General features: G+C 60.2%; 17 protein-coding genes. 7 read left to right on the top strand and 10 right to left on the bottom strand.

Annotated features, from left to right (window positions below; all coding sequences use genetic code 11):
• Positions 1 to 3: 3 nt before the first annotated feature.
• Positions 4 to 762, top strand: a complete 759-nt coding sequence (locus tag PSCI_RS14600) for an SDR family oxidoreductase (protein WP_045488080.1) — start codon at positions 4 to 6, stop codon at positions 760 to 762.
• A gap of 24 nt (positions 763 to 786) precedes the next feature.
• Here PSCI_RS14600 and PSCI_RS14595 read toward each other — a convergent pair whose 3' ends face one another.
• Positions 787 to 1,794, bottom strand: coding sequence for a DUF481 domain-containing protein (locus PSCI_RS14595; RefSeq protein WP_045488078.1), 1,008 nt, complete (start codon positions 1,792 to 1,794; stop codon positions 787 to 789).
• A 169-nt stretch (positions 1,795 to 1,963) separates the two neighbouring features.
• On the opposite strand from PSCI_RS14595, the gene PSCI_RS14590 reads away from it, so the two are divergent.
• Positions 1,964 to 2,308 carry an MGMT family protein gene (locus tag PSCI_RS14590; protein ID WP_045494328.1) on the top strand — a complete coding sequence of 115 codons (345 nt, stop codon included), beginning with the start codon at positions 1,964 to 1,966 and terminating at the stop codon, positions 2,306 to 2,308.
• A 56-nt stretch (positions 2,309 to 2,364) separates the two neighbouring features.
• Entirely contained in the window at positions 2,365 to 3,903 is a 1,539-nt protein-coding gene (locus tag PSCI_RS14585) for an AmpG family muropeptide MFS transporter (protein WP_045488075.1), read from the top strand.
• Between the two features lie 163 nt (positions 3,904 to 4,066).
• On the opposite strand, the gene PSCI_RS14580 is transcribed toward PSCI_RS14585, so the two are convergent.
• From PSCI_RS14580 to PSCI_RS14570, 3 genes are all read right to left on the bottom strand, one after another.
• On the bottom strand, positions 4,067 to 5,194 hold the full coding sequence (locus tag PSCI_RS14580) for an IS481 family transposase (RefSeq protein WP_045493659.1): 1,128 nt from the start codon (positions 5,192 to 5,194) through the stop codon (positions 4,067 to 4,069).
• Between the two features lie 258 nt (positions 5,195 to 5,452).
• Positions 5,453 to 6,283, bottom strand: a complete 831-nt coding sequence (locus PSCI_RS14575) for a mechanosensitive ion channel family protein (protein ID WP_045488072.1) — start codon at positions 6,281 to 6,283, stop codon at positions 5,453 to 5,455.
• Between the two features lie 176 nt (positions 6,284 to 6,459).
• Entirely contained in the window at positions 6,460 to 6,945 is a 486-nt protein-coding gene (locus PSCI_RS14570; protein ID WP_045488069.1) for a YajQ family cyclic di-GMP-binding protein, read from the bottom strand.
• A 156-nt stretch (positions 6,946 to 7,101) separates the two neighbouring features.
• On the opposite strand from PSCI_RS14570, the gene PSCI_RS14565 reads away from it, so the two are divergent.
• Genes PSCI_RS14565 through PSCI_RS14555 form a run of 3 tightly spaced genes read left to right on the top strand, consistent with a single transcriptional unit; the run spans position 7,102 to position 10,698 of the window.
• The gene (locus PSCI_RS14565) at positions 7,102 to 8,025 is read left to right on the top strand and encodes a putative 2-dehydropantoate 2-reductase (protein WP_144403381.1); all 924 of its coding nucleotides are present in this window, start codon (positions 7,102 to 7,104) and stop codon (positions 8,023 to 8,025) included.
• Positions 8,026 to 8,070: 45 nt separating this feature from the next.
• Complete coding sequence (locus tag PSCI_RS14560; RefSeq protein WP_045488065.1) at positions 8,071 to 10,107, top strand: sensor histidine kinase; 2,037 nt, start codon at positions 8,071 to 8,073, stop codon at positions 10,105 to 10,107.
• A gap of 15 nt (positions 10,108 to 10,122) precedes the next feature.
• Entirely contained in the window at positions 10,123 to 10,698 is a 576-nt protein-coding gene (locus PSCI_RS14555; protein WP_045488062.1) for a cob(I)yrinic acid a,c-diamide adenosyltransferase, read from the top strand.
• A 275-nt stretch (positions 10,699 to 10,973) separates the two neighbouring features.
• Here PSCI_RS14555 and PSCI_RS14550 read toward each other — a convergent pair whose 3' ends face one another.
• From PSCI_RS14550 to secA, 3 genes are all read right to left on the bottom strand, one after another.
• The gene (locus PSCI_RS14550) at positions 10,974 to 11,921 is read right to left on the bottom strand and encodes a Nudix family hydrolase (RefSeq protein WP_045488060.1); all 948 of its coding nucleotides are present in this window, start codon (positions 11,919 to 11,921) and stop codon (positions 10,974 to 10,976) included.
• 241 nt (positions 11,922 to 12,162) lie between these two features.
• Positions 12,163 to 13,380 carry a bifunctional glutamate N-acetyltransferase/amino-acid acetyltransferase ArgJ gene (gene argJ / locus PSCI_RS14545; RefSeq protein WP_045488057.1) on the bottom strand — a complete coding sequence of 406 codons (1,218 nt, stop codon included), beginning with the start codon at positions 13,378 to 13,380 and terminating at the stop codon, positions 12,163 to 12,165.
• A 110-nt stretch (positions 13,381 to 13,490) separates the two neighbouring features.
• Entirely contained in the window at positions 13,491 to 16,232 is a 2,742-nt protein-coding gene (secA, locus tag PSCI_RS14540) for a preprotein translocase subunit SecA (protein WP_045488054.1), read from the bottom strand.
• 309 nt (positions 16,233 to 16,541) lie between these two features.
• On the opposite strand from secA, the gene PSCI_RS14535 reads away from it, so the two are divergent.
• Positions 16,542 to 16,997, top strand: a complete 456-nt coding sequence (locus tag PSCI_RS14535) for a DUF721 domain-containing protein (RefSeq protein WP_045488052.1) — start codon at positions 16,542 to 16,544, stop codon at positions 16,995 to 16,997.
• 9 nt (positions 16,998 to 17,006) lie between these two features.
• Here PSCI_RS14535 and PSCI_RS14530 read toward each other — a convergent pair whose 3' ends face one another.
• The 3 genes from PSCI_RS14530 to asnB are packed head-to-tail and all read right to left on the bottom strand — an operon-like array spanning position 17,007 to position 21,401.
• Positions 17,007 to 18,257 carry a glycosyltransferase family 4 protein gene (locus PSCI_RS14530; protein WP_045488049.1) on the bottom strand — a complete coding sequence of 417 codons (1,251 nt, stop codon included), beginning with the start codon at positions 18,255 to 18,257 and terminating at the stop codon, positions 17,007 to 17,009.
• Complete coding sequence (locus PSCI_RS14525; protein ID WP_045488047.1) at positions 18,254 to 19,501, bottom strand: glycosyltransferase; 1,248 nt, start codon at positions 19,499 to 19,501, stop codon at positions 18,254 to 18,256. Before PSCI_RS14525 ends, PSCI_RS14530 begins: the two co-directional genes overlap by 4 nt.
• Positions 19,488 to 21,401, bottom strand: a complete 1,914-nt coding sequence (gene asnB, locus PSCI_RS14520) for an asparagine synthase (glutamine-hydrolyzing) (RefSeq protein WP_045488045.1) — start codon at positions 21,399 to 21,401, stop codon at positions 19,488 to 19,490. The genes PSCI_RS14525 and asnB overlap by 14 nt, the downstream gene beginning before the upstream one ends.
• Positions 21,402 to 21,441 lie beyond the last annotated feature (40 nt).

Here is a 21,441-nt window from a genome sequence, read left to right as displayed (position 1 = left end):
TTTATGGAACTGAAAGGCAAGTTAATCATTATTACCGGTGGATGCCAGGGTCTGGGACTGGCCATGGCCCGCGACCTGGCCGGGCGCGGCGCGAATCTGGCGCTGCTGGACCTGGATCAGGCCAAACTCGATCAGGCAGTCACCCGCCTCACGACCCAAGGCGTGCAGGTCCGCGCTTACCTGTGCAACGTCGCCAACGAGACGCAGGTCATCGACACCGTTACGCGGATTGCAGAAGACTTCGGCCCGATTCATGGCCTGGTGAACAACGCCGGGATTTTGCGCGACGGCATGTTACTCAAGGTCAAGGACGGACAAATCAGCACCATGAGCCTGGCCCAGTGGCAATCGGTGATCGACGTCAACCTGACCGGTGTATTCCTGTGCACCCGCGAGGTGGCGGCAAAAATGGTCGAACAGCAGAGCCAGGGCGCGATCGTGAATATTTCTTCAATTTCGCGTGCCGGCAACATTGGCCAGACCAATTATGCCGCCTCCAAAGCCGGCGTGGTGGCCGCCACCGTGACCTGGGCCAGGGAACTGGCGCGTTTCGGTATTCGCGTAGCCGCGGTGGCGCCGGGCTTTATCGAGACTGAAATGACTGCCAGCATGAAACCCGAAGCACTCGAGAAGATGACCTCGGCCATCCCGCTCAAGCGGATGGGCAAGCCCGAAGAGATCGCCCGCTCAGTGGCATTCATTCTGGAAAATGACTATTTCAGCGGACGGGTGCTGGAGGTGGATGGGGCAATGCGGATCTGACACCGGCATCGCCCGAATGATGTATTACCAGGTCACCCCAAAACCTGCGGTGTAGCGGGTCTTGTTGATATCACCGTCGTTGGATCCGCTGATGATGTCGCGCTCGGCCTTGACGTTCAGCGATGCCCAGTCAGTGACCTTGTAGCGCAGGCCGACCTCGACATCCAGCGAGTAATCGGCCACGCCACTGAGCGGTTTGCCCAGTTCGCCGTTGGTGAAGAACTCGAATTTCTTGCCAACCAGGTAGCGGTTGTAATCCCACGTCCCGGCCAGCGCATAGAAGTTTTCTTTCTGGCCGTTAGAGAACTCGTAGTCGGTGCGGTTGAGTAGCCCGCCGACCTTGAACGCACCCAGCTCGTCATCCCAGAACTGATAACCCGGACCGGTACCGACGGTACGCTCGCGGCTCAGGTCTTCGATCTTGTCGCGTTTGTAGTTGACCCGGCCGTCCCAGTAAAACTTGTCGGTCAGGAAGTAATCGAGCGAGTAGTCAGCGCTCCAGTTGTCGGTGCTGACCACATCGTCCTGAGTCTCGCGGTTGTACTCGCCCTTGGCGTTGTGCCGCCAGCGGTCGTGACGCGCCGTGGTCTTGAACGACACCGCATAGTCATCGGTATTCTTTTCCGCACGCTGGAAATCGATTGCCGCGTCAATGTTGCCCTTCCACACCAGATCGGTGATGACCGGTTTTGGCTTGACGATTTGCTGGATGCTGGCCAGCTCGACAGTCTTGGGCGCATCGCCGTTGGCCAGTACCACTTGGCCGTCTTCACCGGCCTGCAGCGACTTGGCCACCTCGCCGGTGTACTGGTTCTGCTTGACCAGCAGCGGTTCCTTGCTTTCCAGGGTCTTGATCTTGCTCCAGTCCAGCGGGATCGCTCCGCCGTAGTCAGTCTGCAGCAGCAGCTTGCCGCCGTCGAAGAGCTTGATGGTACCGGTCAGCCGGTCACCGTTTTTCAACCAGACGGTATCGGCGAGCAATGGCGTGGAGGCGGTAGTGATGGCGAGGCACAACAGGGTTCTGGACAACATAAGCAACGACTAGGCTCTGTTTGGCGGAGAATTCAGGCATTATCCGTCGGATCGCTCCAGTAGACCGAATACCGCGGGCGCGAGTAGCAATGACCGCACGAACGGTCTGTAGTTCAAACACTCGAATCTCTGTGCAGCCTGCACGGGTGGACAAGATAGCGCCGTGACCATGCCCCCTGCATCCTCTGAATCCGAACCGTCGTCGGCCCAGTTGCGCCGCGACGCCCTGTACCTGACGCTCGCCCAGATTCCGGCCGGCTGCGTCACCAGTTACGGGGAACTGGCGCAACTGGCCGGGCTGGGCCGGGCAGCACGCTGGGTCGGCCGAACCCTGAGCCAGTTGCCGCAAGGCTCCAGCCTGCCATGGCACCGGGTGATTGGGGCCGGTGGCCGGTTGAGCCTGCCAGCCGGCACCGCCTCAGGTGACGAGCAGCGTGCCCGGTTACGCGCCGAAGGCATTACCATCCGCAACAATCGGGTCGATATGCAACGCCATCGCTGGCGTCCCATGTAGCAGTGAGGTTAGAGTGCGCCCTTTGTTTTTCAGTTACCTGAGGCAGTCCCTAGCTCATGCCCCGTAAAACCTGGCGCGCCGCGCTCGCCGCTTATGCCAGCCCATCGACGCTCGTGCTGCTACTGCTCGGCTTTGCCGCCGGTCTGCCTTATATGCTGGTGTTCTCGACCCTGTCGGTATGGCTGCGTGAAGCCGGGGTTGCTCGGGAAACCATCGGTTACGCCAGCCTGATCGGGCTGGCCTATGCCTTCAAATGGGTCTGGTCACCGCTGCTCGACCAGTGGCGCCTGCCAATGCTCGGCAAACTCGGCAGGCGCCGCTCCTGGCTGGTGCTTTCGCAGATTCTGGTGATCCTCGGGCTGATTGGCATGGGTTTTTGCGACCCGCAACAGCATCTGTCCTGGCTGATCGCGATTGCCGTGGTGGTCGCCTTCGCCTCTGCGACCCAGGATATCGCCATTGATGCCTATCGCCTGGAAATCGCCGACGACACCCGGCAGGCCGCGCTGGCAGCCAGCTACATGTCCGGTTATCGGGTCGCCGCACTGCTGTCGACCGCTGGCGCGCTGTATTTCGCCGAGGGCTTTGGCTCTACCGGCTTTGCCTACAAGCACTCGGCCTGGACCGGCGTCTATGTGTTATTCGGCCTGTTGATGCTGCCGGCGCTGATCACCACGTTCATCATGCGCGAGCCACCGGTGGCTCTGCGTACCCAGTTGTCGGCGGCGCGCTACGGTTTCATTCATCAGTTGGCCTCGGTTTTCGTCTTGATCGTGCTGCTGGTCTCGGTTCCGGCGCTGTTTACCCAGCTGTACAACACCGACTTTGCCAGCGTGCTGTTCGGCAATGTCGGCTGGGTGGATCTGCTGCTGGAAGACCGCGCCTTTCTGCGCGCCATCCTCTACGCGCTGCTCAGCGGCGCTTGCCTGTCGGCGATGGGCCGTCGCGGCCTGGCGCCGGTACTGACCCCGATCAACGACTTCATCCTGCGTTATCGCTGGCAAGCGCTGCTGCTGTTGGGGCTGATCGCAACCTACCGGATGTCCGATACGGTGATGGGGGTCATGGCCAATGTGTTTTATATCGACCAGGGCTTTACCAAGGAGCAGATCGCCAGTGTCAGCAAGATCTTCGGTCTGATCATGACCCTGATCGGCGCCGGTGCGGGCGGGCTGCTGATCGTACGTTTCGGCATCATGCCGATTCTGTTCATTGGTGGCCTGGCCTCGGCGGCGACCAATATCCTGTTTCTGATGCTCGCGGACATGGGCCCGAATGTGCAGATGCTGGTGGTGACCATTTCGCTGGACAACTTCAGTTCAGGACTGGCGACTTCGGCGTTCGTGGCGTATCTGTCGAGCCTGACCAACCTGAGTTTCTCGGCGACCCAATATGCGTTGCTCAGTTCGATCATGCTGTTGCTGCCGCGCCTGATTGGCGGCTATTCAGGGGTGATGGTAGAGAAGTTCGGCTACCACAATTTCTTCCTGATCACGGCACTTCTGGGGGTGCCGACGCTGATCATGATTATCTTGCAGTGGAGCCGCGAGCTGCGGCAAAAGCCTGCCGTGACGCTTGAGAAGACTGAGGTTTAACGCGGCAGGAGCAGCTTCAGCCCCGAAGACTATTCTTTTTGTACAAGGGTCTTTGCTGCGGTTGTCTGAACTGCGGGTTTCGCCCCGACGGGCGACCCTATTTTGTGCTTGGTGTACGGACCGGAGACATCGCTGACACGTGTGCGGGGACATGGTTGACACATTATCGCTTGCTATCGGGCTGGTTGAAATCGATCGTTCTTAGTTTGTGATGGCAGAAGAACACATCGAAGTGCTCGGGCCCTTTCTTGCTCGGCCGCAGCGCCAAAGTATGACCCGACAGGGCATGGGCGATGCGGAACGAGCGCTTCTTGAAGCGGAACTGGCTGTCATAGGGCTTCACCAAAACATCCTCCGGGCCGTACTCAAACTCGCCGAGCTGCCTGGGGAACGCTCTCTGGCTGATGCGATAACGATGCATGGGCGTCTTGTAATTCAGAGCTTCATGCGGGCGCCGATGGTTGTAGATCTCCCGCCACTGATCAAACGCCTGCTGGGCCTCATTCAGGTTACGGAACGTGCAACCATTTAAGACTTCAGCCTTGAAACTTCGGTGAAAACGCTCGTTCTTACCGTTGGTTTGCGGGTGCCTGGGGCGGCTGAAACTAAGGTGAATGCCCAGTCGCACAAGCCAGATGCCAAGGGGCGTGAGCTCGCCGGGGTTGCGAGGCGCTCCCCAGGGTGCGCCATTGTCGACATTGATCTGCAACGGTATTCCATAGCGCCTAAATACCTCCGTCATGTGCTCTTGAACCAATGGTCCACGCTGATGCGCGCAAGCTTGAATCACCAGGTTGAAGCGCGAGTGATCGTCGATCATTGTCAACGGATGACAAACACCCTGACCTGTTTGGAAATATCCTTTGAAATCCATCTGCCACAGATCGTTGGGCGCTTCATGTTCGAAGCGTTTCCAGGGGGTGGCTGCGGCACTGGCCTCAGGTGTTATCAACCCATGCCGATGCAGAACATTGGTGACGGTGCTGGGCGAAATGCGCTGATCTAGCACGTGACTGATCTTGCGACCACCCCATGCCGGGTGAGCTTGGCGTAGCGCAATGACTTCCGCCTCAAGCCCGGGGGCCGTTTGCGTGGGGCTGGCAGCCGGTCTGCGGGACTTCTCCTTCAGGCCCTCCTCACCGTCTTGCTCAAAACGTCTGAGCCACTTGTAGCCCGTTTGCGGGCTGATGCCGTACTGGCGGCATAGCGCTCTGATGTTGGCGCTGGGCTGGCGCGCCAGGGTAATGAACTCTTCTTTCAGGCTCATGGCGTCTCTCGTGTTCCAAGGCATGGTCGAAACATTCCGGCAAATGTGCTTGCCGAAAGTGTCAACCATGTCCCCGTACACGTGTCCACCATGTCTCCAGTCTATACAGCTTGGCAAAATAGGGGAAAACCGCTTGCTTCTGGTTTGGGTCCGCCCTGCGGGCGGACTTCCCTCCGTCCGGCGCCGATTCGCGGCGTCTGTGCCATCTCGGCTTGAAGATCAAAAGCAACATCAACGGCAGCGGCTACAGCAAGAGCAGCTTGCGGTGGCCCGTTACCGATCTCAACCCTTGCTCAACTGCACCACTTGTTGCTGGTACTGGATTTCAATGCCAGCCGCCTTGAGGCGGTCGCGGGCTTCGAGGTTGAACTTTGACAGCACATCACCGAGGTCGCCGGTTTTGGCCCATACCCGCAGTTGCAGGGCGATGGCGTTGTCGCCCAAGGCATTGACCACCGCCTGGGGCGCCGGGTCTTTGAGCACACGTGGGTCGTCGGCCATTTCCAGCAACACTTGCAGGGCGGCTTTGAGGTCGCTGTCGTAACCAACCTTGACGTCGAACACGCCTTTGCGGGTCGGCTGGCGGTTGGTATTGGTGATGATTCCATTGGATAACACGCCATTGGGTACGATGACGGTACGGTTGTCGCCGGTGCGCAGGATGGTGTGGAAGATCTGAATGTTATCAACCGTACCAGCCATGTTCTGGAACTCGATCCAGTCACCAATACGGAACGGCCGGAACAGCAGAATCAATACGCCACCGGCAAAGTTCGACAGGCTGCCTTGCAGCGCCAGGCCAATGGCCAGACCGGCAGCACCGATGGCCGCGACGAAGGAGGTGGTTTCGACACCGATCATCGATGCCACGCTGATGACCAGCATTACTTTGAGCGCAATATTGGCCAGACTGCTGACAAAGCCCTGCAACGCCCGATCAGCATTACGCAGCGCCAGCAAGGCGCCAACCCGGTCGGTCAGACGGTTAATCAGCCACCAGCCGATGGTCAGGGTCACCAGTGCCAGCAACAGTTTGCTGCCGTATTGCATGACCATCGGGATCCAGGCTTGGGAAATCTTCCACAGCTGGTCCACTTCGGCATTCAAATCCATACATCTACTCCTTAAAACCTGTTTTTCGCCAACGCCAAAACCCTCCCGCACCAGAGCAAAGGAGTCGTTTCAGGGCTGATACGCTGCGTGGGACGCGCTCAGGCCGCCAGGGTTCCCTGGCCGACCAGTATCAAGCGCTGAGCCGGCCGGCCTGGCAGGCCAGCCGGACGGAACACTCAATCGCGGAAGTTGTTGTATTGCAGCGGCAGTTCAGCGTCGTAGGCACGCAACAGGGCGATGGCGTCCTGCAGGTCGTCTCGCTTCTTGCCGGTGATGCGCAGTTGCTCGCCTTGAATGGCGGCCTGGACCTTGAGTTTGGAGTCTTTGATGTGGGCAACGATCTTCTTGGCCTGCTCTTTGTCGATGCCTTCGCGCAGGGTCGCTTCCTGCTTGCTGACCTTGCCGGAAGCGTAGGGGTCTTTGACTTCCAGGCATTTGACGTCGATCTTGCGCTTGACCAGCGACAGTTTGAGAATCTCGATCATCGCTTCGAGCTGAAACTCTGCCTCGGCGGTCAGGGTCACGACCAGGTCTTTATCGTTGAATTCGAAAGAACCCTTGCCCTTGAGGTCATAACGGCGGTCCAGCTCCTTGATCGCGTTGTCGACGGCATTGGTGACTTCGTGTTTATCCAATTCGGACACTACGTCGAACGAAGGCATGTATTTTCTCCAGATGAACGGCGTGTTCGGTAATTCACCCACACGCGTGACTTGACGGTACGAAAGAGCGCTCATTATAACGGGACTTTTCCAGCCTTTACTGCGAGCCTTCATCTGCATGCGTGCATCTTGTACCCCATTTTCGGTTGCGAACGGCTGATGAAGACCTGGCACATCCTCGGCGCCGGCAGCCTCGGTACACTGTGGGCCACTCGGTTGGCCCGTGCCGGCTTGCCGGTCTGCCTGATACTGCGCGATCAAGCTCGCCTGGCGCAGTATCGCAACCACGGCAGTCATCTGACTCTGGTGACTCAAGAGGGTTGCGAGCGATTGTCCATCGACGCCCGGACACTCGATGACCGTGCACCGATCGAACGCCTGCTGGTGGCCTGCAAGGCTTACGATGCCGAGCAGGCCGTTGCTCAACTGGCAAGCCACCTGGTCCCCGGCGCGCAGGTCATCCTGCTGCAGAATGGCCTGGGCAGCCAGGAGGCAGTAGCGGCCCGTATTCCCGAAGCACGCTGTATCTTCGCCTCCAGCACCGAAGGCGCGTTCCGCGAAGCCGACTGGCAGGTGCGCTTTGCCGGGCACGGCTTCACCTGGCTGGGCGATGCCGCCGACCCTGCCCCACCGCTGGCGCTGCTCGAAGAGCTGCACAGCGCTGGCATCCCCCACCAATGGACCCCGGATATCCTGACCCGCCTGTGGCGCAAGCTGGCACTCAATTGCGCGATCAATCCGCTGACCGTGCTGCACAGCTGCCGTAACGGCGATCTGTTGCAACACCCCTGCGAGGTCGCGACCCTGTGCGATGAACTGACCGGCCTGCTGCAGTGTTGCGGCCAACCGGCAGCCGCGAGCGATCTGCATGAAGAAGTGCTGAGGGTGATCCGGGCCACGGCGGCGAACTTCTCGTCGATGTACCAGGATGTCGCGCACGGCCGCCGCACCGAAATCAGTTACCTGCTCGGTTACGCCTGTGCGGCGGCGCAGCGCCATCAATATGCGCTGCCTCATTTGCAGCAATTGCACCGGCGTCTGGCACAACATCTGGCCAGCAAGGGTTTGCGTAGCGACTAGCCCGCGCTACCCTGCGCTTTCCAATCCTCGCTCCGTGACGTGCCTATGCAACTGCGCCAGCGCCTAGACAACCTGCCGGTAGGCCAGAAGCTGCTGGCCGCGCTGCTGGTCCTGCTGACCACCGTATTACTGGTCGCCAACCTGACCTTCATCAGCGCGGCCTATTACATCTCTCAGGAAGCCATGGCGCCGCAAGCGCTGCAAACCATCGGCCGTTTGATTAGCAGTGCTTACCTCAACGAGCGGGCGCTGAACTCCCCCGCCGACGCCCAGGCCTTGCTCCACGAACTGAAAAGTTACGGCCCGCTGCGCGCAGCGGCGGTCTACGACAATGACGGCACTCGCCTGGCACAACACCAGCAGGGCGATCCACTGGAGCTGCCGCTGCTGTATGACGAGATCCAGAACTGGCGCCTGACCGAATTTCGCAGCACCCAGCTGATCCCGGTGCCCAAGGGCGACCAGGCGCCTGGCCATCTGTTGCTGGTGGCCAGCAGCGAGTTGCCCGGCGCGTTCTACAGCGGCACGCTGACCGCCAGTGTCGGCATCCTGATCTTCAGTATCCTGCTGTGGATCGTGGTGGCCCGGCAGATTCGCCGCTTGATCACCGAGCCCATTTACCAGCTTGAACAACTGTCACGTCAGGTGACCCGTGAAGAAAACTACGCACTGCGGGTGCGCACGGGCAACAAAGATGAAATCGGCAGCCTGGCCTCGGCGTTCAACACCATGCTGGCGCGCATTGAAGCCCGGGAGCAGCAGCTCAAACGCGCCCGCGATGATGCTCAGGAGGCATTCGACCAGGCCCATGGGTTGGCTGAAGAAACCCGCCGCACCAACCGCAAGCTGGAGCTGGAAGTCCAGGTGCGCAGCAAGATCGAGAAGAAACTCACCGGATTTCAGAATTACCTGAACAGCATCATCGACTCGATGCCCTCAGCGATGATTGCCCTGGATGAACAGCTCTACGTCACCCAGTGGAATCAGCAAGCCACGCTTCTATCGGAGACGCCGCTGGACGAAGCGCTCAACCAGCCGATTTTCATCGCCTTCGAACCGATGCGGGCGTTCATGCCACAACTCAAACACACCGTAGAACAACACAAGGTCACCCTGATCGAGCGGGTGACCTGGATCAAACACGATGTCCCGCGCCATTACGCAGTGACCTTCTACCCGCTCAGTGGCGATGCGGGCCGCGGCGTGGTGATCCGTATCGATGACATCACCCAGCGCATCTCGCTGGAAGAGATGATGGTGCAGTCCGAGAAAATGCTCTCGGTCGGCGGCCTGGCAGCCGGCATGGCCCATGAGATCAACAATCCGCTGGGCGCGATCCTGCACAATGTGCAGAACATCCGCCGTCGGTTGTCTGCGGACCTGCCGAAGAATCTTGAACAAGCCCAGAGCGACGGCATCGACCTGCAACTGGTCAATCAATACCTGATTGGCCGCGAGGTCCCGCAGTTGCTCGACGGCATCCAGCAGGCCGGTGCACGGGCGGCGAAGATCGTCAGCCACATGCTCAACTTCAGCCGCCTGAGCAATCGGCAACTGGCGCCATGCGATCTGCCAGCGCTGATCGACCAGGCGCTGGAGATCGCCAGCAACGACTTTGATCTGACCGTGGGCTTTGATTTCAAGGGCCAGCACATCATTCGGCAGTTTGATCCGCAACTGGGGCCGGTGCCCTGCACCGCCAATGAGCTGGAGCAGGTGCTGCTCAACCTGTTGAAGAACGCAGCCCAGGCCATCCACCAGCGCCCGGAAAACAGCGAACCGGGTCGCATCACCCTCAGAACCCGGCTCAACCCGCCGTGGGCCGAAATCCAGGTCGAAGACAACGGCATAGGAATGACAGAAAACGTGCGCAAACGCACCTTTGAGCCGTTCTTTACCACCAAGGAGATTGGCCAGGGCACCGGGCTGGGCCTGTCGGTGTCGTACTTCATCATCACCAATAACCACAAGGGCCAGATGGAGGTGCAGTCGACTATCGGTCAGGGCACCTGCTTCACCCTGCGCCTGCCGCTGGACGCCAATCAAGTCATGGTGCCGGCGCACATCATCAGCAAGCTTTGATCAGGAGCGACGTACATGGGCTTTCGTCTGTCGAAAATCTACACACGCCAGGGTGACCGTGGTGAAACCGGGCTGGGCGACGGACGCCGGGTGCCCAAGGATCATCCGCGTATCGAGGCCATTGGCGAGGTCGACACCCTCAACAGTCAGTTGGGCTTGCTGCTGGCGGGGTTAACGCAACAGAGCGAGAAGTACCCGGCGCTGGCCGAACTGATCCAGGTTCTGGCGCCCTGCCAGCACCGGCTGTTCGATCTGGGCGGTGAATTGGCGATGCCGGCCTATCAGGCGCTGGACACTAACGAAATTGAACGCCTGGAGGCCGCGATCGACCTGTGGAATGAAGAACTGGGGCCGCTGGAGAATTTCATTCTGCCCGGTGGCTCAGCACTCATTGCTCAGGCCCATGTGTGCCGCAGCGCCGCGCGCACCGCCGAACGCCGCTGCCAGCAGCTCAACAGTAGCGAGCCGTTGCAGGGCGTGGGGCTGGCCTATATCAACCGGCTGTCAGACCTGTTGTTCGTCGCCGCCCGGCTGATCGCCCGCCGCCAGGGCGTGGCAGAGATTCTCTGGCAGGCGGCGCCCAAACCGTAGGAGTTGCCGGGCGACGATCCGCTTTAGCAACGAAAAGCTTTCCGGCTAAAGCCGGTCCTACAGGCTAATGCCGATCAGTCAAGGATCAACGCGATCCGGTGGGAGTGGCCGGCAGGCGCTCCGGTTGCCGACGAATGCAGTGGTACATCCACGGCAGATGTGCCGGTTTTACTGGCCCTTTCGGGGTGGTCCGGCATCCCGGCTAGCCCCCTCCCACCGAGACCGAGCTGAGCCGGAAATCGCTTAACTGATCGGCATTAGTCCTACAGCCGGTATCAATTATCCGCTGGCCAGAACGCGCGGATACCGGCCACACCCTGAGCACCGCAGTCCCAGGCGCGCTGAACATGTTGTGGGCCAACCCCGCCCAGCAGGAACACAGGCTTGCCAAAACCGGCAATCAGTTGCGTCGCCTGCTCCCAGCCCAATGGTTGCGCCTCAGGGTGGGTCTGGGTCGGTTGCACCGGCGACAGGGTGACGAAGTCCACCCCCATCTGCGTCGCCAGGCTCAGTTCTTCAGCGTTATGGCACGAGGCGGCCAGCCAGCGCTCGACCGGGAACGGGCGGCCACGGCTGGCGTATTTACGCAGTTGTTCGGCAGTCAGGTGCCAGCCGGCAGACGGGAAGTCGCCTAGCCACTCCAACGGCCCCTTGAGCATCAATTGCGCCTTGCCGGCGCACAAGCCAACGGCATCCACCGCCAGGTCGCGATAGGCCGGATCGTAGCCACGCGGCGCCCGCAGCTGGAGCAGTTTGGCACCCTGGGCGATGGCCTTTTGCATGCCGCGCAACAACTCGCCGTTCTCCAGCCCCTCTGGAGTAATCAGGTACTCGCTGGGCAAGCGAGCCGCCGCGACGATCGGTGCATTGGCGGCTGGAAACTCGTAATCGGCCAACTGCCGAGGTGCGACCCAGGCCAGCGGCTGGCCTTCGGCGCCGTGGGGTTCACCGCTGAATGCCGATACATCCCAGACATCCAGTAACACATGCTTGTCCGGATAATCGTGGGCAATCCGGATCAACGGCCGCGCCATCTCGACCTGAATGCCCAGCTCTTCCTGCAACTCGCGGCCAAGGGCGGCACGCGGTGTTTCACCCTGCTCGACCTTGCCACCGGGAAACTCCCACAGGCCACCCTGATGCTGGGTATCGGCGCGTCGGGCAATGAGAATTCGGCCATCGTGACCGCGAATCACGGCCGCCACTACGTGGACTCGTTTCACAACTCGGGTTCCTCCTGGCCTGCCTGCAACCAGCGCTGGAAAGCAGGCCATTGGTAAATGGTGTCGGTGTATACCTGAAAGGTCATCAGCAGTGCCGCTCGCAGGACGTGAGGCGCGCAGTAACCAGCAGAAGTCGCACGGATGACCAACGATCAGGTGCCGCGACATGTTACATGGCTCACAGGGTTGAGCCGGATGGGCGATGTGCCGCTCCTGTACAGCAGACAGGAGCGGCTACCAATCAGGTGCGGTATTCGGCGTTGATCTTCACGTACTCGTGAGACAGGTCGGTGGTCCAGATGGTCTCGCTGCAATCACCACGGCCCAGCTCGATGCGGATGGTGATTTCTTCGCGGGCCATCACCTCGGAGCCCTGGGCTTCGGTGTAGGTCGCGGCGCGGCCACCCTTGCTGGCGATGCACACTTCGCCGAGGAACACGTCGATCTTGCTGACATCCAGGTCCGGCACGCCAGCACGGCCAACGGCAGCCAGGATCCGGCCCCAGTTCGGGTCCGAGGCAAACAGTGCGGTCTTGATCAACGGCGAATGCGCTACGGCGTAGCCGACATCCAGACACTCTTGGTGGTTGCCGCCACCGTTGACTTCGACAGTCACGAACTTGGTAGCGCCTTCACCATCACGGACGATGGCCTGGGCCACTTCCATGCAGACGTCGAAAACGGCTTTTTTCAGTGCCTCGAACAACGGCCCTTTGGCTTCACTGATTTCTGGTACATCAGCCTGCCCCGTGGCAATCAGCATGCAGCAGTCGTTGGTCGAGGTATCGCCGTCGATGGTGATGCGGTTGAACGACTTGTTCGACCCGTCGAGGATCAAGTCCTTCAGCACGCTCTGCGCAACTTTGGCGTCGGTGGCGATGTAGCCGAGCATGGTGGCCATATTCGGGCGGATCATACCCGCGCCCTTGCTGATGCCGGTCACAGTGACCGTCACGCCTTCGTGCTGGAACTGACGGCTGGCACCCTTGGGCAGAGTATCAGTGGTCATGATGCCAGTGGCAGCAGCAGCCCAGTTGTCGACCGACAGATCGTCCAGGGCGGCCTGCAGAGCGCCTTCGATCTTTTCGACCGGCAGCGGCTCACCGATTACACCGGTAGAGAATGGCAATACGGCCTCAGCAGGCACGCCGGTCAGCTGTGCGAGCTTGTCGCAGGTACGCTTGGCCGCGATCAGACCTGGCTCGCCAGTGCCGGCGTTGGCGTTGCCGGTGTTGGTCAGCAGGTAGCGAACGCTGCCCTGAACGCGCTGTTTGGCAATGATCACCGGCGCCGCGCAAAAAGCGTTGAGGGTGAAGACACCGGCAACGCTGGAGCCTTCGGCACAGCGCATCACCACTACATCCTTGCGCCCCGGACGCTTGATACCGGCCGAGGCGATACCCAGTTCAAAACCGGGAACCGGGTGCAATGTAGGCAAAGGACCAAGACCAACAGCCATGCGTGCGCTCCTTGAGCTTTATCTGCGCCGTCCGCTCATCGGTACGGCGATCAATGGTAAAACGCCGCGACGGCAAGACCGGTCGCGGCGTGGGTGTAAACGCTCAGAACTTAACTGATCTGACCGTGGCAGTGTTTGAATTTCTTGCCCGAACCACACCAGCACACTTCGTTACGACCCAGCTTCTGGTCGTTACGCACCGGCGCGCTGGCCACAGCAACCTCGGCGCCCTCCTCAACCTCGCCAGCGGCTACCTGTTCAAGACCTGGCGCTTCGGCATGCTGAAACTGCATGCGCTGAGCCAGCTCTTCGGCGTCGCGGCGCAGACGGGCTTCTTCTTCCTCGGGGTCTTCGCGGCGGACCTGAACGTGCGACAGCACACGGATGGTGTCGCGCTTGATCGAGTCGAGCAGTTCCTGGAACAGGTTGAACGACTCGCGCTTGTACTCCTGCTTCGGGTTCTTCTGCGCATAACCGCGCAGGTGGATGCCGTGGCGCAGGTGATCCATGGTCGACAGGTGGTCTTTCCACAGGTCGTCGAGCACGCGCAGCAGAATCTGCTTCTCGAAGGTGCGCAGCGCGTCGGCACTGGCCTGTTCTTCTTTCTCGTTGTAAGCAGTCAGCAGTTCGGCCAGCAGTTTTTCACGCAGCGTCTCTTCGTGCAGGTGGTCGTCTTCGTCCAGCCACTGCTGCACAGGCAGCTTGACGGCAAAGTCCGACACCAGCGCAGATTCCAGGCCAGCCACGTCCCACTGCTCGGGCAGCGACTGCGGTGGAATGTGCTGGCTGATCAGGTTGTTCAGCACTTCTTCGCGGAACTCGGCAATGGTGTCGCCAATGTTGGTGGCCGACAGCAGGCTGTTACGCATGTGGTAGATCACTTTACGCTGCTCGTTGGCAACGTCGTCGAACTCCAGCAGTTGCTTGCGGATGTCGAAGTTACGGCCTTCGACCTTGCGCTGAGCCTTCTCGATGGCGTTGGTCACCATGCGGTGCTCAATGGCCTCACCAGACTGCATGCCCAGCGCCTTCATGAAGTTCTTCACCCGGTCAGAGGCAAAGATGCGCATCAGGCTGTCTTCCAGCGACAGGTAGAACCGGCTGGAACCGGTATCGCCCTGACGGCCGGCACGACCGCGCAACTGGTTGTCGATACGACGCGATTCGTGACGTTCGGAGGCGATCACATGCAGACCACCGGCCTCGATCACTTGCTGGTGACGCTTCTGCCAGTCAGCCTTGATCTGGGCGATCTGCTCAGGCGTCGGGTTCTCCAGGTTGGCGACTTCGACTTCCCAGTTACCGCCGAGCAGAATGTCGGTACCACGACCGGCCATGTTGGTGGCGATGGTCAGCGCGCCCGGACGGCCCGCCTGGGCGATGATCTCGGCTTCTTTTTCGTGGAACTTGGCGTTGAGAACCTTGTGATCGATGCCTTCCTTGCGCAGCAGGGCCGACATGTGTTCCGAGGTCTCGATGGTCGCGGTACCGACCAGGATCGGCCGGTTCTCGGCCACACAGGCCTTGATGTCGGCGATGATCGCGGCGTACTTCTCTTCGGCGGTCAGGTACACCAGGTCATTGAAATCCTTGCGCGCCAACGGCTTGTTGGGCGGAATGACCATCACTTCCAGGTTGTAAATCTGCTGGAATTCGAACGCTTCGGTGTCTGCCGTACCGGTCATGCCAGAAAGTTTGGTGTACAGGCGGAAATAGTTCTGGAAGGTGGTCGATGCCAGGGTCTGGCTCTCGGCCTGGATGTTCAGGTTTTCCTTGGCCTCGATGGCCTGATGCAGGCCTTCGGACAGGCGACGGCCGGGCATGGTCCGACCGGTGTGCTCGTCAACCAGCAGCACCTGACCGTCCTGGACGATGTACTCGACGTTGCGGTTGAACAGCTTGTGCGCGCGCAGACCGGCATAAACGTGGGTCAGCAGGCCCAGGTTGTGCGCCGAGTACAGGCTCTCGCCTTCGGCCAGCAGGCCGGCCTCGGTGAGCATCTCTTCGATGAACTGGTGACCGGCCTCGTTGAGTTCAACCTGGCGGCTTTTCTCATCGATGCTGAAGTGGCCTTCCTGGGTCACCTGGCCTTCGACTTCCTCGATGTGCTGACGCAGCTTTGGAATCAGGCGGTTGATTTCGGTGTACAGGCGCGAGCTGTCTTCGGCCTGGCCGGAGATGATCAGCGGCGTACGGGCTTCGTCGATCAGGATCGAGTCGACTTCGTCGATCACGGCGAAGTTGAGTTCACGCTGGAATTTGTCTTCGACACTGAACGCCATGTTGTCGCGCAGGTAGTCGAAACCGAATTCGTTGTTGGTGCCGTAGGTGATGTCGGCGGCGTAGGCTGCGCGCTTCTCTTCCGGCGGCTGGAATGGCGTGACGATGCCTACGGTCAGGCCGAGGAATTCGTACAACGGACGCATCCAGTTGGCGTCACGCCGGGCCAGGTAGTCGTTGACCGTGACCACGTGCACGCCCTTGCCGGACAGCGCGTTCAGGTAGACACCCAGAGTACCGACCAGGGTCTTGCCCTCACCGGTACGCATCTCGGCGATCTTGCCCTCGTGCAGGGTCATGCCGCCAATCAGCTGGACGTCGAAGTGGCGCATGCCCATCACCCGCTTGCCGGCTTCACGCGCAACGGCAAAGGCTTCAGGAAGCAGTTGATCGAGGGTTTCGCCTTTCGCTATGCGGGCCTTGAACTCTTCGGTCTTGGCGCGCAGTTGCTCGTCCGAAAGAGCTACCATTTTCTCTTCGAAGGCATTGACGATCTGTACCGTCTTGAGCATGCGCTTTACTTCACGCTCGTTCTTGCTTCCAAAAAGTTTTTTTAACAAAGGCGCAAACATATCGACAGGATCTTCCACACATAGGAATGGAGGGCGGCCCCGTGAGTCGCCCGTGCGACCCTCATGGTCGCATGCGAACGAGCATTCTACCCGGAAACGATGGTGAGGAAAGTGGCGTTATTCCACGATGCTGGCACAGCGCTGTTAGGGGGCAGTGTTTCAATGGGGGCTTTTTATCCGACTTCAAGGCTCGACGTTGATGAAACTTGTCACCCGCCTCGTTCGCAGCCCGGCACAGCAGCAGCCCGCCGGGCAAGCACGCCACTTTCTGTTAATATTGCAGCCTCGCTTTCCCAAGGCAACGCATCAATGGCCTTCCGCCCCCTCGACGCCCGCTCCCCTGCCGTACTGCTACGTGACGCCAAGCCGCTACGGGCGATCTTCCGCCAGGCCGAGCGCCTGACCCATCTGCAGCGCCTGCTTGAAAGCCAGTTGCAACCGGCAGCCCGCGAACACTGCCGGGTGGCCTCCTGGCGCGAAGGTTGTCTGCTGCTGGTAGTGACCGACGGCCACTGGGCCACGCGCTTGCGTTACCAGCAACGGCGGCTGCAGCGCCAGCTGGCGATGTTCGACGAGTTCGCCAGCCTGATGCGCATCCAGTTCAAGGTCCAGCCCCCCTCGCCGCCCCAGGGCGCAGCGACCCATACCATCGATTTGTCGATCAGCGCTGCCGAAAACATCCAGGCCACTGCCGAGGGTATCAGCGACCCCAAACTGCGCGCCGCCCTCGAACGGCTGGCCAGCCACGCCAACCCCAAGCCATAGCGCTGGTCATTAGCCACTGGCAGGGGCCTTGAGTGCCACACGGCAAGAATCCAGCAATAGCTGTTCCATAGCCCGACGGTTGACTGCTGCATCAAAGTGCTCGCGTACATAGGCCTGGCCACGTCGGCCCATCAACAAACATTTTTCCGGATCATGGCGCAGTTGCTCGATCAGCTCGGCAAGGTGCTGGCCGTCGTTGGCGGAAAAGTTCAGGCCGGCGCCAGCTGCCTTGACGATTTGTCCGGCCTCCCCGGCCACGCCGCACAACACTGGCCGCGCACAGGCCATGTAATCGAGCAGTTTGGTGGGGATTGCCCCCCGAAACAGCGGAATATCCAGCAACGTGACAACACACAGGTCGGCAGCGTTAATGTAGGCCCGCGCCTGATCCTTGGGTATGGGCGGCAAAATCAGCACGTTATCGAGCCCAAGCGCCTGTGCGCGCGCCTGTATGCAGGGCTTGCGCATGCCATCACCAATCAGCAGGTAACGCACCGGCTTGCCGTGGCTTTGGCGTGCGGCATCGAGGACCACATCCAGATTATTGGCCTCGCCCATCGCCCCCAGGTACAGAACGATATGGCAGTCTTGCCAGCCCAATTGACGGCGTATCCGCTGCCCGGCCGGCAGGTCGGTAAACAACATGTCGCGGTCAACGCCGCAGGTCACTACCTGCAGTTTTTCGGCGGGCCAGCCACGGGCGACGATGTCATCGCGTATTCCCGTGGTCAGCGCGACAATTCGCACCGCCTGGTTATAGAGCAGCCGCTCCATCCATGACATCACTGAAATCAGCAGCCGGTTGCGCAGGATCCCCATCTGCACGGCAGACTCCGGCCACAGGTCGCGCACCTCCAGGACCAGCGGGATACCGCGTAGTTTGCATACCAGCCAGGTCGAAAACATCGGGAAGATCGGCGGCGAGGAAGCCAGTACGACGTCCGGCCGGCGCAGGCCCAGCAGGCCCAGCGGAGCGCTCAGGGAAAACGAGATAAAACTGAGCAGGCGACCTGAATAGCTACGGTGCAGTTGGGTATAGGTGAAGGTGCGAATAACCTTGACTGCCCCATCGCGCTCACGGCGCAACAGACGCCGGTACCAGGGCAGCACAGCCGGATCGGCCTGCATATAGCCGGTCTCACCGGATACTACCGTCACTTCATGCCCTTGCCCGGCCAAATGCTGGGTCAACTCGAAGACCAGCGAATGCCCTGGCGCCTGATGGCCTTGGTAATACTGATAAACCACTGCGACTTTCATCGGAGTTCCTCATAGATCTGCTTGAGCTTCTCGCCTTCACACTGCCAGCTCTGAGTCTGGCGTACCTGTTCCACGGTATTGCGCCAGGCCTGCAAGCGGGGTCGATCAGCGAACAGATCATCGATTGCAGCCGCCAGACGGGCCACACTGCTCAGGTCCTCGACCTTGCCAATCTGCTGGTCATGGACCAGGCGGCGCAGTTCAGGAAGATCACTGGCCAGGATTGGCAAGCCGGCCGCAATGAACTCGAACAGCTTGTTAGGGGTGCAGTAATAGTTGTTCAGGCAAATGGGCTGATAAGGGATGATTCCGGCATCGGCCGCGCTGCTAATCGACAGCAACCGGGCCTGGGGCACTGCCCGATGCAGATGCACCCGATCCTGTAGCCGCAGGCGGACCACCGTGCGCTGCAGGGCCTCGGCCAGTTGGCCATCACCCAGCAGAACCAAGTGCACATCGCTGCTCTTGAGCAAGGCCATGGCCTGCACCAGTTGCCCCAGATGGCGACCGGCTGACAAGCCGCCCTGAAACAGCAGAATTCGCTGGCCGGCCGCAATGCCAAAATGCTCATGCAAGTAGTTGGAACGCGGCGGCAACGGGCCGATACGCTCAGCGTTATGGATGACCGACACCCTGGCCAACCCATAGCGCCTTTGCAACTCACCGGCAATCGACGGGTTGACGGTGATCACCCGGTCGCAGGCTGATATATGTCGTTGCTCTATCTGTGCCCAGGTTGCCCGCTGCCAGCGCGCAAACTCCTGCTCGCAATACAGTTCATGGCTGTCGTAGACCAGCCGGGCGCCAAACTCGGCGGCCAAGGCACGCCCGACGGCCAGCATCGGCAGATCGTGGGCAACCACCACCTCGGCCAAATGCCTACGGCCAGTTGCCAGAAACAGGTTCAGATAGAAGCGCTCCTGATCGACTACAAAGCGCCAGGCCGCCGATTTCAGCAGCCGCATGAACCAGCCATTCATCGGCAGGTAACGGCGCACCAGGCGGTAGAATTCCAGAACGCGGTTTTCACGGCGTGCTGCCGCCTCACTGGCAGAACCAATGCGCAAGACTCGCGAGTCGTCCGGGGCACCCGCTTCATCGAGCGGCATGGCCAGAATCGTCACCTGCCAACCAGCCTCTTGCAGGCTGTCGGCCTGCAATATGATCCGTCGATCAATCTGCCGATCGTTGCAGAGCATCAACACCCGGCGCATTTCAATCACCTCCAGGCTACGCATCTGCATCGATGAAGTTGCGGTGCCACAGTTCAAGACACAGCAGCCCCCACACCACCCGGCCGAACTCTCGCTCGCAACCCAGGGCTTTTTCGACCGCGGCCACGTTATAAAGGCCGCGCTGGCGGGCCCGCTGGCCAAGCAGGGTGTCGCGGACAAAATCCCGGGCCACACCTTTGGTCCACTGGGTCAAGGGAGTCGGAAACCCCATCTTGTCCTTGCGCTCGAAAATGCTCGTCGGCACGGCGCTGCGCACCGACTCCTTGAACAGGTGTTTCATCCGCCCATTGGCAAACTTGACGTTGGGAGGGATGGTCGCCATGAACTCGACAATCCGGTGATCGAGCAACGGCACCCGCGACTCGATGGACGCCGCCATACTGGTGCGGTCCTCGACATGCAGCAGCGCTGGCAACGAACCCTTCAGGTCGAAGTAGGTCATCTGGTTGACCAGCGAGTGCAGCCCATCGCGGTTGAAGATGCGCTGGAACGACGCCAAGGGCGAGTAATCACCATTACCGCGCAACACGTCCTGATTGAACAGCTGGCTCATGCCCTCGCTGCGATCCAGCAAACGGAAGTAACGCAGGTCATGGGCGCCAAACAGGCCATCCTTCCACAACCCCTGGAGCATCGGCTGATAGCTGGCCAGCAGCGGCAGGTTAGGCACGATTGACTCCAGCGATACCGCATAACGCCGCTGGCTGGCAGTCTGGTAAATGGCCCCGGACAGGCACTTTTCCAGGTAGGCCGCCATGTAACGGGCGTAACCGACAAACAGCTCATCACCGCCCTGCCCGCCCATGACGACCTTCACATGCTGGCTGGCCAGTTGCGCAACGTAATACTGTGGAATCACCCCTGGACCGGCCACCGGCTCGTCCATGAAATGCATCAGACGCGGCAGTAGATCAGCCAATTCATCACCGGCCGGAATGTAGACTTCGTTGTAGGCCGTGCCGGCAAATGCCGAAACCTCCTTGGCATAGCGTGTCTCATCGAACTGCGGACCTTCGTGAAACGCCCCGGTAAAGGTGTTTATCGACTCACTGCCGAGCATGCGCGAGGCCAGGCAAACGATGGCACTTGAATCCAGACCACCAGACAGGTGGGCCCCCAATGACACATCCGAACGCAGGTGCAGGCGAATCGAATCGTCGATCAGGCCTGACAGCGTATCGATGAAATAGCGCTCGTCATGTTCTTCGTCGATGTTGTACTGCACATCCCAATACTGGCGGCAGCGGATCCTGAGGGCATCGCCTTGATACCAGGCCGTCAGGCAATGACCGGGTTCGAGCTTTTCAATACCTTTGAACAGGGTTTTCTGATCGAGACAGAACTGGAAGGTCAGGTAATCCTGCAAACCTTGGTGGCTAGCCTGGGCCGGCACCGAGCCATCAGCCAGAATCGCCTTGATCTCGGAGGCGAACAGCAGGCGCTTGCCATCAAAATGGTAGTAAAACGGCTTGATGCCAATCCGGTCCCTGGCGCAGAACAGTTTATGTTCATGGCGGTCCCAGATGGCGAAAGCGAACATGCCCACCAGGTGATCCACCACCGACTCGCCCCATTCGCGATAGGCGTGCAGCAAGACCTCAGTGTCCGAATAGCTGTGAAGCGGGTGGCCCTTGCCGATCAGTTCACGACGCAACTCCAGGTAGTTATAGATCGCCCCGTTGAACACCACGATAAAACGCCCATCTGCGGTGAGCATGGGTTGCTTGCCGTGTTCGGGGTCGATGATGGCCAGGCGGCGATGCCCCAACGCTACAGGCAGGGCAGAGTCCACCCATAGCCCTTCCCCGTCCGGCCCACGGTGAGCAATGGCATTCATCATTCGACGGGTTGAATCCGTGATCGACTCAGCTGATCCCGAAATACTGATAATCCCTGCGATTCCACACATAAAACACCTAAGGTCAAACGGATTAAAGACTGATCCGGGG

The sequence above is a fragment of the Pseudomonas sp. StFLB209 genome (assembly GCF_000829415.1).
Lineage (GTDB): Bacteria > Pseudomonadota > Gammaproteobacteria > Pseudomonadales > Pseudomonadaceae > Aquipseudomonas.
This window is presented reverse-complemented; position numbering and strand designations above follow the sequence as displayed.

Coding starts and splice junctions, on each gene's coding strand:
- secA (WP_045488054.1), bottom strand. CDS start 16,232: ATGTTTGCGCCTTTGTTAAAAAAACTTTTTGGAAGCAAGAACGAGCGT.
- PSCI_RS14595 (WP_045488078.1), bottom strand. CDS start 1,794: ATGTTGTCCAGAACCCTGTTGTGCCTCGCCATCACTACCGCCTCCACG.
- PSCI_RS14530 (WP_045488049.1), bottom strand. CDS start 18,257: ATGAAAGTCGCAGTGGTTTATCAGTATTACCAAGGCCATCAGGCGCCA.
- PSCI_RS14570 (WP_045488069.1), bottom strand. CDS start 6,945: ATGCCTTCGTTCGACGTAGTGTCCGAATTGGATAAACACGAAGTCACC.
- asnB (WP_045488045.1), bottom strand. CDS start 21,401: ATGTGTGGAATCGCAGGGATTATCAGTATTTCGGGATCAGCTGAGTCG.
- PSCI_RS14590 (WP_045494328.1), top strand. CDS start 1,964: ATGCCCCCTGCATCCTCTGAATCCGAACCGTCGTCGGCCCAGTTGCGC.
- PSCI_RS14600 (WP_045488080.1), top strand. CDS start 4: ATGGAACTGAAAGGCAAGTTAATCATTATTACCGGTGGATGCCAGGGT.
- PSCI_RS14555 (WP_045488062.1), top strand. CDS start 10,123: ATGGGCTTTCGTCTGTCGAAAATCTACACACGCCAGGGTGACCGTGGT.
- PSCI_RS14575 (WP_045488072.1), bottom strand. CDS start 6,283: ATGGATTTGAATGCCGAAGTGGACCAGCTGTGGAAGATTTCCCAAGCC.
- argJ (WP_045488057.1), bottom strand. CDS start 13,380: ATGGCTGTTGGTCTTGGTCCTTTGCCTACATTGCACCCGGTTCCCGGT.
- PSCI_RS14525 (WP_045488047.1), bottom strand. CDS start 19,501: ATGCAGATGCGTAGCCTGGAGGTGATTGAAATGCGCCGGGTGTTGATG.
- PSCI_RS14580 (WP_045493659.1), bottom strand. CDS start 5,194: ATGCCTTGGAACACGAGAGACGCCATGAGCCTGAAAGAAGAGTTCATT.
- PSCI_RS14560 (WP_045488065.1), top strand. CDS start 8,071: ATGCAACTGCGCCAGCGCCTAGACAACCTGCCGGTAGGCCAGAAGCTG.
- PSCI_RS14585 (WP_045488075.1), top strand. CDS start 2,365: ATGCCCCGTAAAACCTGGCGCGCCGCGCTCGCCGCTTATGCCAGCCCA.
- PSCI_RS14535 (WP_045488052.1), top strand. CDS start 16,542: ATGGCCTTCCGCCCCCTCGACGCCCGCTCCCCTGCCGTACTGCTACGT.